This window comes from Lentisphaera marina, assembly GCF_028745505.1.
In the GTDB taxonomy this organism is placed as follows: domain Bacteria; phylum Verrucomicrobiota; class Lentisphaeria; order Lentisphaerales; family Lentisphaeraceae; genus Lentisphaera; species Lentisphaera marina.
Genome location: NZ_JAQZZL010000002.1, coordinates 416,118 through 429,099 on the forward strand (window position 1 = coordinate 416,118; position 12,982 = coordinate 429,099).

Sequence of the window (12,982 nt, forward strand, 5' to 3'; positions counted from 1 at the left end):
AGCTCTCGGCTTGCAAAGTTTCAAAGGGGGTTTTAATTCTCACGAATTAAAGAATAATTTTAGGTTAAAAATGATTGATATTAGTGAACGTGTTGAGCGCTTGAGAATGCGCTTCAAGCAGGTCGAAAGTGAATTGTCTGATCCCTCGGTTTTTGAAGATAAGGATCGCTTCCAAGATTTGAGTAAAGAGCACCAGCGTTTGTCGGCATTGGTTCAGTGTTACGATCGTTTAGAAGCGGTTAAATCTGAACTTCAAGAAAATAAAGAAATGCTAAGTGCCGAATCCGACGAAGAATTAAAAGAAATGATTCGTTTGGATCTTTCTAGTTTAGAGGAAGAACTTCCTGAATTAGAGAAAAAATTGATGATCTTGATTGTTCCACCGGATCCCAATGATTCACGTAACTGTATTGTAGAAATTCGCCCTGCGGCGGGTGGTGATGAAGCTGCACTATTTGCGGAAGAATTAATGCGCATGTATCAAATCTATAGTGGTAGTAAGGGATGGAAAGTTGATGTCCTTGAATATACGCCGAGTGATTTAGGTGGTTTGAAAGCAACAGTATTTAGCGTTAAAGGCGAAGATGTTTTTCGTGAGTTGAACTTCGAGAGTGGCGTTCACCGAGTGCAAAGAATTCCAAAGACCGAGACACAGGGACGAGTTCATACTTCAACAGTCACAGTGGCGGTTCTTCCAGAAGCGGAAGAAGTTGACTTCCATTTAGATCCCAAAGATTTGAAAATCGATACCTATCGTTCAAGTGGTGCGGGTGGTCAGTGTGTAAATACAACTGACTCTGCCGTTCGTGTTACTCACGTGCCGTCGGGTATAGCTTGTTACTCTCAGCAAGAGAGATCTCAGCATTTAAATAAAGATATTGCGATGCAATTATTGCGTTCGAAGTTACTCGATGAAAAAATTCGTGAAGAAAAGCAAAAGATGTCTGATGAACGTCGTGGCCAAATTGGTACTGGCGATCGTTCCGAGCGTATTCGTACTTACAATTATCCACAAAGTCGAATTACGGATCACCGTTTTGGCGTGACACTCTATAATTTACCAGATGTAATGGCGGGTAAGTTTGGTGATGTTATGGATAAAATTCTTGCCATAGATGCTGAGCAGCGTCTGGCTGAAGAAATTTAATAAAGCCTAAAAGAATTTTTTATGTTTCGTTTCGATAATATTCGTAAAGCCTATGCTGGGCGCATGGTCTTGGATGATACGAGTTTTCACGTTCACCCTGGTGAGCGTGCTGGTTTAGTTGGCCCCAATGGGGCAGGTAAGAGTACGATTTTCCGTATCCTTACGGGTCAAGAGAGCTCTGACAAAGGTGATGTGAAATTACGCAAAAATATTCGCATAGGTTGGTTGAGACAGAATATTCCCGATGAATTGAAACACTTGCCTCTTTTGGAGTTTGCCTGTAAGGCGCGTCCTGATTTGGATGCGATACAAGAGAAAATCATTGAATTGGAACAAGGCTTTTCTCAGGCAGCCGACCAAGAAAAATTATTAAGTCAGATAGGTGATTTGCAGCACGAGTTTGAAGCCGGTGGTGGTTACCTAATTGAAACAGCGGCGCGAACCTGTCTATCTGGTTTAGGTTTTAGTGATGAAGAGCTAGAAAAGCCCATCTGCGAATTCTCAGGTGGTTGGCAGATGCGTGCGGAATTGGTGCGCGTGGTGATTTCCGATCCCGACCTCCTTTTACTGGATGAGCCGACGAACTACCTGGACGTACCAGCGGTAGAATGGCTACGAGAATTCATGGTAAATTTTCGAGGTACATTGCTTTTGATCTCGCACGACCGTTACTTACTGAATGAGTTAACAGACGTGACTTACGAAGTTTATGGTGGGCAAGTGACTCGTTACCCAGGTAACTATGATCAGTATAAAAAAGTTCGCGATGAACGCATGGATCGTTTGGAGTTAGAGTCCGAAAAACTTGAACGTAAAAAAGAAAAACTTGAAGGTTTTGTGAACCGTTTTAAAGCAAAAGCAAGTAAAGCGACACAAGCTAAGAGCCGAATGAAACAGCTCGAAAAGCTCGAGAGTGTGGAAACGATGGTGAAGGTGTCTAGCGTTGATTTGCGTTTGGGCACCCCCCCTCCAGGAAGCCCCGTTCCAGTAGAGCTCGAAGATATGAGCAAAACTTATGATGGTGAACGCTACATTTATCAAAACCTATCTATGGCGATACAAGATGGTGAGAAAATTGCTGTTGTGGGTTCTAATGGTATGGGTAAATCGACTCTATTGAAGATCCTAGCGAATAAGCTTCCCATTGAAGAGGGGAAAGTTAGTTTTGGTCACAAGACAACAATTGGTTATCACGCACAGGAATTAACGGAAAACTTTAATAATTCCCTCAATCTTATTGAGCAGTGTAAGTCTTTTGCAGCGGATACAAGTGAAGGACGTTGTCGACAATTGCTCGGTAGCTTTGGTTTTAATGGTGATGATGTCTTTAAGCTGACGGGAGTACTTTCCGGCGGTGAAAAAATTCGCTTGTCTTTACTTAAGTTATTGCTAGCTCCGCAAAACCTCTTGTTACTGGATGAGCCCACAACTCACTTGGATATTCAGGCAGTTGAGTCATTACAGGATTCACTCAAAGAGTTTCCTGGAACAGTATGTTTTGTGAGTCATGATATTGAGTTCATACGTGGTGTGGCAGATACGATCTTTGAGGTGACGCCCAGTGGCTTTAGGAAATTTCATGGTGATTATGACTACTACATGTCTAAAATTAAAGATGAAGTTGAGCTCGAAGTCAAGCAAGAAAAGGCTCAGGTTCAGGAGTCTTCGGGGCTCAATCGCAAAGAGCAACGCCGCAAAGATGCGGAAGAACGTAAGTTGCTTAAGAAAAAGCGTGGTCCCTTAGAGAAACGGACGCAAGTTTTGGAGCAATTGATTGCGGATTTAGAGGCAGAGGAAGCCGGCTTAGTCGAAGAATTTTATCAAGATCCCCCTGCAGATCGCGTTCAGGTGATGAATAATCGTTTGGATGAGATATCTCAAGAGAAAGAATCGGCTGAAAGTGAATGGGAAGAAAAATCTAATGAGCTCGAGTTGGTCTTATCTCAGATAGAGGACGGCAATTGAGTCCTGCGATCCACGCATCGCTTTTAGTTGTAGTGATTTCTGCTGCGGGTTTTATTGCTCATCGAAAAGAGGTGATCAAACAGGGGCATAGCTCAAGTCTGACGAATTTGCTTATCAAGATTCTTATGCCCGCATTGATTTTTTCTTCGATTACTCAAAATGAAGACTTTTTAAGTTCAAATATGGTTTTTATGGCGCCGATTATGGGCTTTTCTTTTGTGAGCTTGAGTTTTATCGTGAGCTTTGTTTTTGCAAAAATCTTTTTGCGCGGCAAGGATTTACGTGATTCAGAAAACATAAGAAGTTTTGTGGCTGCTTGTGGTGTCCAAAACTATGGTTTTGTTGCTATCCCAGTTATTGTGACATTGTTTCCCAATGAAGATCTAATAGGTCCCTTACTGATGCATAATGTCGGAGTGGAAATTGCTATGTGGACAATAGCATGCTCAACTTTGCGAGGAAGTTTTGATCGAAAATCATTGAGTCAAATATTAAATATGCCTTTTATTACGGTTATGTTTTCTTTGATCGTCTTATTTTCTGGGATGTACAGATATATACCAGATTTCTTTGCCGATGCCACAAAAGCGGTGGGGCAAACGGCGATACCGATTGGCTTGATTTTAGTGGGAGCAACTTTGAGTGAACTCATTAAAGAAGGCTTGTTTGAAGGAAAGACTTCACGTGTTGTAAAGCTGTTGGGCTTAGGTCTGCTCAATCGTCAAATTTTATTGCCAGCCATTTGGTTTGTCTTCATCGCAATGATTCCCTTGGATGCGGACTTAAAAAAGATTATGTATGTGCAGGCGGCAATGCCAGCAGCTTTTTTGACAATTGTATTGGCAAAACATTTTGGAGGCAACGTCCGTACTGTAGCTTGCGTCTCTGTGACCTCATTTATTGTCTCACCAATTTCAATTAGTATTTGGCTGAGTTTGGCGCCGAGTTAATTACTCTTCGCCAAAACGGATTTGCTTATAGAAGTAATTGTTGTGGTAATCCGCAAGGGCACGCTCGAGTGAGCGGTAGTTGTGGCGGAAACCAGTTTTCTTGAGACGGTCCATGTTAAGGCTAGCGGGTAGGACTTTGTAGTGATGGGCTAAGTCAATTTCAGGATCGAGTAGGTGTTCATCTTTACCGCAAGCTTTGAGGCAAAGCTTTGAGATTTGGCTTAGAGAGAATGATGTGCCCGTGCCAGCGTTGTAAAGGCCATTGAGTTCAGGGTTGTCCATTAAAAACAAGAGGATCTCGACCGCATCTTTTACATAAATTAAGTCGATGACATAATCTTTGTCTTCATCTTCAGCGCAGTAAACATTTTGGCCGTGATCAATGGCGTTAAAATTATTGGTAATTAGGCTCGGTGCTTCAGTTTTGTGGTATTCATTAGGTCCAAAGACATGTGAGAACTTGAGGCCACTGATGCGGTTGAGAATTTGATTCTTATGAGCCCACATATCAAACATCTGCTTTGAGTAAGCGAGTGGCGTGGTAGGGCGCAGAGCTTCAATTTTCTCTTCACTATCGTTGAGGGAAGCTTGTCCTTTACCGTAGGTGATTGCGGAAGACGCATAAATGAAGCGAATATGTTTATTTAAACAATAGCTCGCGAGTGCCTGAGAAAACTTAAAGTTACTCTCAGTCAAATAAGACTTGTTTTGCTCCAAGGGGTCGGTACAGGCACCGAGATGAATGACTGAGGTGATGTTGTCGGGTAAAGCATCGCTACTCATAGCTTGGAGAAAAGAGTCTTTCTCTATGTAGTCAATGTAACTGAGTGGAACAAGGTTGCGCCACTTTTCGGATTCACCCAAATGATCGACGATGAGAATATTTGAGCGATTGCGACAATTTAATGCCCATATAAGTGCGCTGCCAATAAAGCCTGCGCCACCAGTTACAACAATCATAATGAACCTTTAGATAAAATTTTTAGAAATAAAGTCTCTGGGATTTATAAGGAAAAGAATTCTTGCCATATTTCTTCTTTGAAACCAACTATAGCTTTGTCGCCATGTAAAACGAAGGGGCGTTTAACGAGGTTGCCGTTCCCCATGAGTAGCTCAAGCTGTTCGTCCAATGTGAGGTAGGCAAGTTTTTTTCCCAAACCAAGAGCGCGGTAGTCTTGTCCAGAGGTGTTGAAGAGTTTTTTGATGTTGCCATCATAAGCATCGAGCATCTTTAGGAGTTCATCTTTGCTAGGGGCCTGTTCGCGGATGGGTATGGAGTCGTAGCTCAGATTATTAGCTTCTAGGAATTTAATGGCTTTAACGCAAGTTCCACAGCGTTTGTATTGGTAGATTTTAACTGACATGATTTGATTCTTCTTTATTTATATCGAATAAAAATAATTTACTCTATCCCACAGGTCTTTGTATAGATTAAGCAGAAAAAAAGCTTGTTTTTTTACGGTGAAATTCATGTGATCTTGTGAAGTGGTGGAGGGTGTTTATGAGATGATAAAAATGCAGATAAGCGTATGGTGGTTTAAGTGAGTTATTATTAGGGGCTTATAAATATAGACTTGTGTGGAACAAAAGACTTAAAGCTATTTGCTCTTTTTGCATCTTCGGTTACTTTACCCGTCTCCGAAATCCTTAGGGGTTAATAGAGGCTGATAATTCTTTACTTTTAATGAAAGTTGAGGTAGGTCTCTAAAAAATAACAGCAGAAAGCTAAACAAGGAAAATACATATGGTCAAAATCAGACTGACAAGAACGGGTAAAAAGAATGCCCCCAGTTACAGAATTGTAGTTGCAGATGCACGTGTAAGACGTGATGGCGCATACATCGAGAAACTAGGTCACTATGCACCGCTTAGAGACGAAGAAGTAGTTAATGTTGAAAGAGCAGAATACTGGATCGCTCGTGGTGCTCAGCCGAGCTCTACAGTTGCAGACATTATTAGAAGAGCAAAAACTGGCGAAGCTACTCGCGGTCTGAAAGGCCAGAAAAAGAGTGAAGAGCCAAAAGCTGAAGTTAAAGAAGAAGTAGCAGAACAAGTAGAAGAGGCTGCTGAGGCGGCTGAGTAATGCTAGGTTTTCTAAAAAAACTTTTAGGTCTTGACTCATCTAATGCTGGTGATTTTTACCCTCAGCCTGTAGGCGGAGATGAAGATTTGGTACAATTGGTGAAATTCATGGTTGTTCGTATGGTTGATGAACCTCAAGCAGTTCAGGTTCGCGGCGAAAACAACGATAAAGGATTTCAGATTACTGTAAAATGTAACCAATCTGATATCGGTAAAATTATTGGCAAAGCTGGTAAGAATATTCAAGCTTTACGTGCCCTAGTCAGCGGAGCTGGCGTTCGTGGTAGCCGTAGAGTAAGCGTTGAAATAGAGGATTAATTCCCATACTTCATATAGATATCATTAGCCTATTTCCGGAAGTTTTTACTGAGCCGATGTCGAGTTCCATTATCGGGCGGGCAGTTGAAAGTGATTTGGTAAAAATTTCGATCCACAACCTACGTGAGTATAGCATAGATAAGCATCGTAGAGTGGATGATCGCCCCTACGGAGGTGGCCCGGGAATGATAATGTCTTGTGAAACGATTTTTAGAGCTGTTGAAGATTTAAAAACGCCCACAAGTAAAGTTATCTACATGAGTCCAAGTGGCGAAGTGTTTAATCAACGCTTAGCTGAAGAACTTGTAGAAGAAGAGCATTTGATTCTTCTTTGCGGTCACTACGAAGGAGTTGATCAGCGAGTTTTGGACGGAATTGTCGATAGAGAAATATCTATTGGGGATTACATACTCAGCAACGGAAATCTTGCCGCAATGGTTATAAGCGATGCCGTCATCCGTTTGATTCCAGGAGCCCTAGGTTGCAGTGAATCGGCAGTAGACGAATCCTTTAACCAAGAGGATGGACTGTTGGAACATCCACAGTACACAAGACCCGAAGAATTTAGACACATGCGTGTTCCAGAAGTTCTCTTATCTGGAAACCATAAAAAAATTAAAGAATGGCGTAGTGAGCAATCCTACAAGAAGACACTCACTCGCCGACCTGATTTATTAAAGGAGAAATAAAGTGAATAAGATGCAACAAATTGCTCGCGAAAACGAGCGTACTGATCTTCCTGCTTTCAACGTAGGCGATACTTTGAAAGTTCAATATCGTATTGTTGACGGCGCTAACAGCCGTTTACAGGCATTCCAAGGTAGTGTTATCGCTATTAAAAATAGTGGTAATAGCAAGACTTTCACACTTCGTCGTGTGACAGCTGGCCAAGGTGTAGAAAGAACTTTCCCTTTCAACTCACCAAACCTTGATTCTCTTACAGTAGAAAGAAAAGGACGCGTTCGTCGTTCTAAGCTTTACTACCTCAGAGAGAAAATTGGTAAATCTGCACGTATCAAGGAAGCTAAGTAGTAGCTTAAGTCCTTGGACGAATTATTTACCATGCCGGAGCCGGATATGTTCTTTTTTGAAGAGCATTACCGGCTTCTTGGTTTTAAGGCTATAGGGGGTGTTGACGAAGTCGGCAGAGGGCCTTTGGCTGGTCCAGTAGTGGCAGCCTGTTGTATAATTGGGGAAGGAGTCGTTTTACCTGAAGGGGTGGATGATTCAAAAAAATTGAGTCGCAAGAAGCGTCGACTCATATATGATCAACTGCGTGAAATGAGCGGAATTAAGTACGCCTTAGGTATAGTAGAGGCGCAGAAGATCGACGAAATTAATATTTTACAAGCAAGTCATTTGGCAATGCGCCAAGCAGTTGAAGCCATGACGAGTGAACCAGATTTTCTTTTAATTGATGGCTTACCCGTACCAGGCTTTAAGCAGGGTAATCGAAGCATTGTCAAAGGCGATTCGCGATCCGTATCAATTGCCGCGGCCAGTATTTTAGCAAAAGAGTTCCGTGATGATTTAATGACGGAGTATTCAGAAAAATATCCCGAGTATGGTTTTGAAAAGCATATGGGATATGGAACCAAGTTGCACATGGAAGCTTTAAAGAAGTATGGACCATGTCCGCTTCACCGTTGTTCCTTTGCACCAGTGAGAAAGGCAGAAAATGAGTTTAAGTGATTTACAGAAAAGAGATTTAAAGCATTTATGGCACCCTTGTGCTCAAATGAAGGATTATGAGAGTTTTCCTCCAATGGAAATAACTTCTGCGAAGGGTTCTTTACTGAAGACTGCTCATGATGGTGACTTGATCGATATCATCAGTTCTTGGTGGTGTAAAAGTTTAGGTCACGGCCATCCTGATATTCAAAAATCAGTTAAAGATCAAATGGAAAAATTTGAGCATGTGATTTTAGCCAATACTTCCAATGAACTCATTGTGAACTTGTGTGAAAAAATGATTGCTTTGAATCCTGGCTATGATAAAATCTTCTTTGCAGATAGTGGTTCAGATGGCGTTGAAGTGGCGGTTAAGATGTCCTTGCAGTATCAGCAACAAAATGGTCAAGAGCAGCGCAAAAAGTTTATGTCTTTACAGAACGCTTATCACGGTGAAACCATTCTTACACTTGCATTAGGTGACTGTGGTTTATACTCTGCGCCTTATGCGGCTTTAATGCCTGAAGTTAAAAAGGTTTTAGATATTCCCTATGTTACTGGACGTGTAGAGGAGTTAGGGGAAGAAGATTTTTCAGAATTATTAAAGCCTCTTGAGCAATATCAGGATGAGCTAGCGGGCATAGTAATTGAGCCTGTCTTACAGGGCGCTGGCGGTATGTTGTTTTATCATCCGAGCTTTATTAAAGCTTTGCGTGATTGGACCGCTGAGCGTGGGATTCATTTGATTGCAGATGAGATTCTGACAGGTATTGGTAGATTGGGGAGAGCTCGGGCTTGTGAATTCGCCAATGCACTTCCTGATTTTTCGGTTTTTTCAAAAAGTATGACCGCGGGTTTTACTCCCATGAGTTGTGTGTTGACGACTAATGAAATTTTTGATGGCTTCTATGATGAGTATGATAGTGGGCGAGCATTTATGCATTCCAATACTTACACAGGGAATGCGATTTCAGCTGCAGCTGCAGTGGCAGCAATTGACTATTATGATAAGGAGCAGGTTTTTGCGAGAGTCGCAAAGGATTCAGCTTATATGCATGAGCTCTTTGAAGATGTAGCTAAAGAGACTGGAGCTTTATTAAATGTGAGAAGTTGTGGTTTTGTTGCCGCGGCAGATCTAGATGTAAGTCTTCAGGGTTTAAATAAAAATCGTTGTGGCTATGAGTTATACAAGAAGGCAGTGAAAAAGGGCTTGTTACTAAGGCCTTTAGGTAATACGGTTTATTTTTTGCCGCCTTTAAATACGAGTAATGATTTACTTGCGAAGTCCGCAGATATAATGAAAGAACTTATTTTTGCGGAGCTTCGTTCTTAGTTTCGCTTGGGCAACTATCATCTTGGTCTGAGCAGCAGGGGCCATTGTGAACCTGCTCAATCCACGCCTCGATTTCTTCAGGGGTCAATTTTGACATTATGATTCCTGTGAGGCGTACCAAGCAGCGGCTTTTCTGAGGCCATCAACTAAATGAGTTTGAGGTTCATATCCTAAATACTTTTTAGCACTAGAGATATCGGCGACGTAGTGGGTGACTTCGCCAACTCTTGAGGGCTCAAAACTTAAGTCGGCTTTGACTCCAAGTTCTTCTTGGAAGACATCTGCAACAGTGCGTAGAGGGTTGCCTGAGCCAAAAGCTAGGTTAAAGGTTTTGTTGGTGACTTCTCTAGTCAAAATTTTATCTACACCAGAAGAGATTCCCGCCACGCAATCATCGACATAAGTGAAGTCGAGTACTTTGTCTTCGCCATAGATCGTTATGGGCTCGCCTTTCTTTATTTTATTATAAAAGAGGGGTATGACTCGTTCCATTCGTTCAATGTCATTATCATATCTGCCGTAGACATTGCTAAAGCGATAGCAAATGTAGGGGATGTCGTAGCATTTTGAGTAGGAATAAAGGAAGGCTTCACCAGAGATTTTGCTCGCTGAGTAAGGACTCTCAGTTGTGTGGAAACTGGCGTCGGCCTCGTTAGTTACGTAGCGTTGAATATCGCCGTAGACTTCACGAGTAGAAGAATAAATGATAGGAACATTATTGTTGCGGCAATATTCGATCATGTTGAAAGTCATCATAAAGTTGTCTAGAGCGCGAGTGGGATACTCAACGAGCTCGTGGACTTTCGCATTGGCGGCAAGGTGAATGACTAAGTCAACTTTTCCGTAATCAAGGCAACCCAAGCCATTTTCAAAGTTGTCGTAACGGCTAGCAAGGTCTTGGTGTATAGTGTATAAATCATCGGTCCAAGTGTTTTTGCGTTTGTCAATCCCGAAAACCTCATAGCCCTTGGCGATAAGGTTGTAAGCTAGGTTTGTGCCGATTTGTCCGCTGATACCTGTGATTAGAATTCGTTTGCTCAATTTATTTCTCTCTTAAAATTCAAAGTCGTAGTATTTTGCGCCAGGGTGCTTGGCCAAAGGTGAGTTGGAGATGCTGATGTTTTTTGATGACATTAAGTTTTCTAGATCTACAATCGAAAGCTCGTTGGGGCTATAGTCGAAGTCGCTAGGATTGAAATTGATTTTTGGGTGCTTCCATTTGTTTGCGGTGAGGACATAGCCATTTTCTTTGTAGATACCTGCTGCGATTTCTTTGCGCTTGACTGGGAGGGCAATTTGGATTGCTTGTTTGCGTAAGCCCTCGGCTAGAGTTTTAGTGGGCATCCATTTGTTACGGTATAGTGAGATTCCGTGCTTTAAATAAATGTCTTTACGAATGGTATCTTTAATTGCGGTTATTTGGTTTTTCTTTTTGAAGTTATAATCGTGTTCCAGGCCATTGGCGTAGTTTTTGATGAGTTGAGTGGCTTTTTCGGGGAAGAAACGAGCGACATCTCGTTTGCTGATGTCGATAACGGGGACTCGTAAGCTACCAATTTTGATGAGCCCATAGGAGTCAATTCCGTAAAACTTACCTTCGACTCTTGGGTTGCTGCCAAGTGCTTTGGTTTTGTAAATCGTGATCTTTGTTCCTTTTTTGTAGGGAGCGTAGTATTCTTGTGCTTCTTTTTGGAAGTCTGAGGAAGTTTTTGCATCGTGTTTGCGTGCGTACTCTTTTTCGGCGGCAGCAACTACTAACTTTTCTGTGTCCGCAATGCTTTGTGCTTCAGGTGCAGGCCAAGCAATCTTATTTTGTGCGGCTACTTTTTCTATAGTGATCTCTTCTTTGAGGGCGTTGGCTGCTATATCTCTTGCTTGTGTGAGTATCTCTTGATTAGAGAGTATTGTTTGATCTTGTGCTTGAAGAAGAAAAACAAAAAAGAATGATAAGTAAAAGAATTTCACAGAAGCTCCCTAAATATTTTTATTAAATAGTTTTTTGTTGTTGGCAAAGTACCTGTAGCCAGATGTTAAAGTGATGTATGCAGTGGCTAGCATCAATATGTTTATAAATAGTGCTAAGTTTTTGTGCTCGATTACCTGAGTGTTGCCTTTGATTGTCCAAAAGAGGGCGACAATCCCCAAATATGTGAATTGAAGAATTGTTTTAATTTTCCCAAACTTATCTGCTTGTATAATAATGTTGTTGCTTGCGGCGATTTGGCGCAGGCCAGTGACTGCGAATTCCCTAGTGACAATGATGATGGCAAACCAATCTGGAATGATGCTTTTTTTGCATAAGACGAAAAAGGCGGCAGCCACTAAGATTTTATCAGCTAAAGGATCCATCAACTTGCCAAAATCAGTGATGAGTTTGTGTTTTCTTGCTAAGTAACCATCTAAAAAATCGGATAGTGCCGCAGCGATAGCGACAATTAAAGCAGAGCACCTAAAAAAGGCGTTTTGATCAAATTGGGCCAAGACGACAAAGATTAGGGTTAGACCAAATCGACTGACGGTGATTTTGTTAGCTATATTCATTCTGAGAAAACAATTTCCTTTTGGTTTTGACTGTACTCAATATATTCAATGGGAAGATAATTGCCATTGGTATCAAGGTGGAGTTGACCTTTTTCATCGATAGCAAAGCGTCCAGAGGCGAAATCATTGACTGATGGAGGGAATACAATCCAATCACCATCAACTTTAAGGGCTTCTTGGTTTTCGTTGGCCATGTCTCGGAGTTGGTCGTTGACTTTGCCTTGACGTTGATTGTAGATGTCTTTGTAGTAGCTACTTTCTTGTTTTTGAAAGTCAATATCGACTTCTGGTGAGAGTCCGATGATAGCGCCTTCATCCATGCCCGCGCCTGAGCTACTATAGGCACTCGCGACAATGACTGTGGTGCGCATGTGATCGATATCGTTAATTACAGCTAGTTCGATGGGGATGGCATGGAGGCCAACTAAAAGGCGTTGGTTATTTTTGTCTAGAACAGTGAGGTCGCCAGGGTGAACGTTTAGGCAAGGTAGCTTTTCCGTGATATTACACAAGGGGATGAAGCCCGCGAAGATCGCAAATTCTAATGGGTAGTTTTCTAGCTTCTGGATCAAACCCTGGGTCCATTCGGCGCGAGCCTCTCGTCCAGCCTCACTAGCAAGGGAAATGCTTTTGAGTCCTTTAGATTTGTAGAAGCTGAAAATATCATGCTCTATAATAGGTATGTTGAATTGCTGCGCGATGTCTCTTGCGTTACAGCGTTCGGGTCTATCGGTGACGATGCATGAAGGAATGAAATGGCATTTTTCGGGATCGTTCTGCCAAAATTCGAGGATTTTAATGGCGTTGGTGCCAGAGCCACTGATAAAAATTGCTGTTCGGGCTTTGCCATTGGGAGGGATTTCAAAGAATTTTTTCATACAGACCTTGGTGGAGCTTGTTTTCAGATTTTATTTATAGGGATCAATACTATATTGTAATTGCATTTGCCTCAAGTAGGCAGGGAAAATAAAGATT

General features: G+C 41.9%; 16 protein-coding genes. 9 read left to right on the top strand and 7 right to left on the bottom strand.

What is annotated here, in order from left to right; translation table 11 throughout:
* Nucleotides 1-79: 79 nt before the first annotated feature.
* From prfA to PQO01_RS12885, 3 genes are read left to right on the top strand one after another with little or no spacing between them, the layout of a single operon-like run.
* Nucleotides 80-1,147 carry a peptide chain release factor 1 gene (gene prfA / locus PQO01_RS12875; protein WP_420792931.1) on the top strand — a complete coding sequence of 356 codons (1,068 nt, stop codon included), beginning with the start codon at nt 80-82 and terminating at the stop codon, nt 1,145-1,147.
* Between the two features lie 21 nt (nt 1,148-1,168).
* Nucleotides 1,169-3,112 (top strand): ABC-F family ATP-binding cassette domain-containing protein, encoded by a 1,944-nt coding sequence (locus PQO01_RS12880; RefSeq protein ID WP_274314453.1) that lies wholly within the window; start codon nt 1,169-1,171, stop codon nt 3,110-3,112.
* The gene (locus tag PQO01_RS12885) at nt 3,109-4,062 is read left to right on the top strand and encodes an AEC family transporter (protein WP_274314454.1); all 954 of its coding nucleotides are present in this window, start codon (nt 3,109-3,111) and stop codon (nt 4,060-4,062) included. Before PQO01_RS12880 ends, PQO01_RS12885 begins: the two co-directional genes overlap by 4 nt.
* Here PQO01_RS12885 and PQO01_RS12890 read toward each other — a convergent pair whose 3' ends face one another.
* Both PQO01_RS12890 and PQO01_RS12895 read right to left on the bottom strand, forming a co-directional pair.
* On the bottom strand, nt 4,063-5,022 hold the full coding sequence (locus PQO01_RS12890; protein WP_274314456.1) for an NAD-dependent epimerase/dehydratase family protein: 960 nt from the start codon (nt 5,020-5,022) through the stop codon (nt 4,063-4,065).
* A gap of 44 nt (nt 5,023-5,066) precedes the next feature.
* Nucleotides 5,067-5,426: an arsenate reductase family protein gene (locus PQO01_RS12895; protein ID WP_274314458.1), complete on the bottom strand. Its 360-nt coding sequence runs from the start codon at nt 5,424-5,426 to the stop codon at nt 5,067-5,069.
* A 380-nt stretch (nt 5,427-5,806) separates the two neighbouring features.
* Here PQO01_RS12895 and rpsP point away from each other — a divergent pair, with 380 nt between their 5' ends.
* Genes rpsP through bioA form a run of 6 tightly spaced genes read left to right on the top strand, consistent with a single transcriptional unit; the run spans nt 5,807 to nt 9,466 of the window.
* Entirely contained in the window at nt 5,807-6,145 is a 339-nt protein-coding gene (gene rpsP, locus PQO01_RS21555; protein WP_337994455.1) for a 30S ribosomal protein S16, read from the top strand.
* A complete protein-coding gene (locus tag PQO01_RS12905) occupies nt 6,145-6,462 on the top strand; it encodes a KH domain-containing protein (protein ID WP_274314460.1) in 318 nt (105 codons plus the stop codon). The genes rpsP and PQO01_RS12905 overlap by 1 nt, the downstream gene beginning before the upstream one ends.
* Nucleotides 6,463-6,467: 5 nt before the next feature.
* On the top strand, nt 6,468-7,151 hold the full coding sequence (gene trmD, locus PQO01_RS12910; protein WP_420792932.1) for a tRNA (guanosine(37)-N1)-methyltransferase TrmD: 684 nt from the start codon (nt 6,468-6,470) through the stop codon (nt 7,149-7,151).
* A 10-nt stretch (nt 7,152-7,161) separates the two neighbouring features.
* The gene (gene rplS / locus PQO01_RS12915; protein ID WP_274316144.1) at nt 7,162-7,494 is read left to right on the top strand and encodes a 50S ribosomal protein L19; all 333 of its coding nucleotides are present in this window, start codon (nt 7,162-7,164) and stop codon (nt 7,492-7,494) included.
* 30 nt (nt 7,495-7,524) lie between these two features.
* On the top strand, nt 7,525-8,154 hold the full coding sequence (locus PQO01_RS12920; RefSeq protein WP_420792933.1) for a ribonuclease HII: 630 nt from the start codon (nt 7,525-7,527) through the stop codon (nt 8,152-8,154).
* The gene (gene bioA, locus PQO01_RS12925) at nt 8,141-9,466 is read left to right on the top strand and encodes an adenosylmethionine--8-amino-7-oxononanoate transaminase (protein WP_274314463.1); all 1,326 of its coding nucleotides are present in this window, start codon (nt 8,141-8,143) and stop codon (nt 9,464-9,466) included. Before PQO01_RS12920 ends, bioA begins: the two co-directional genes overlap by 14 nt.
* Here the strand turns inward: bioA and PQO01_RS12930 are convergent.
* From PQO01_RS12930 to PQO01_RS12950, 5 genes are read right to left on the bottom strand one after another with little or no spacing between them, the layout of a single operon-like run.
* Nucleotides 9,441-9,563, bottom strand: a complete 123-nt coding sequence (locus tag PQO01_RS12930) for a hypothetical protein (protein WP_274314464.1) — start codon at nt 9,561-9,563, stop codon at nt 9,441-9,443. The two genes, bioA and PQO01_RS12930, sit on opposite strands and share 26 nt — an antisense overlap.
* On the bottom strand, nt 9,563-10,507 hold the full coding sequence (locus PQO01_RS12935; protein ID WP_274314466.1) for an NAD-dependent epimerase/dehydratase family protein: 945 nt from the start codon (nt 10,505-10,507) through the stop codon (nt 9,563-9,565). Before PQO01_RS12935 ends, PQO01_RS12930 begins: the two co-directional genes overlap by 1 nt.
* Before the next feature lie 12 nt (nt 10,508-10,519).
* On the bottom strand, nt 10,520-11,431 hold the full coding sequence (locus tag PQO01_RS12940; protein ID WP_274314468.1) for a hypothetical protein: 912 nt from the start codon (nt 11,429-11,431) through the stop codon (nt 10,520-10,522).
* Between the two features lie 9 nt (nt 11,432-11,440).
* On the bottom strand, nt 11,441-12,007 hold the full coding sequence (pgsA, locus tag PQO01_RS12945; protein ID WP_274314469.1) for a CDP-diacylglycerol--glycerol-3-phosphate 3-phosphatidyltransferase: 567 nt from the start codon (nt 12,005-12,007) through the stop codon (nt 11,441-11,443).
* The gene (locus tag PQO01_RS12950) at nt 12,004-12,885 is read right to left on the bottom strand and encodes a formyl transferase (RefSeq protein WP_274314471.1); all 882 of its coding nucleotides are present in this window, start codon (nt 12,883-12,885) and stop codon (nt 12,004-12,006) included. The genes pgsA and PQO01_RS12950 overlap by 4 nt, the downstream gene beginning before the upstream one ends.
* Nucleotides 12,886-12,982: the final 97 nt, after the last annotated feature.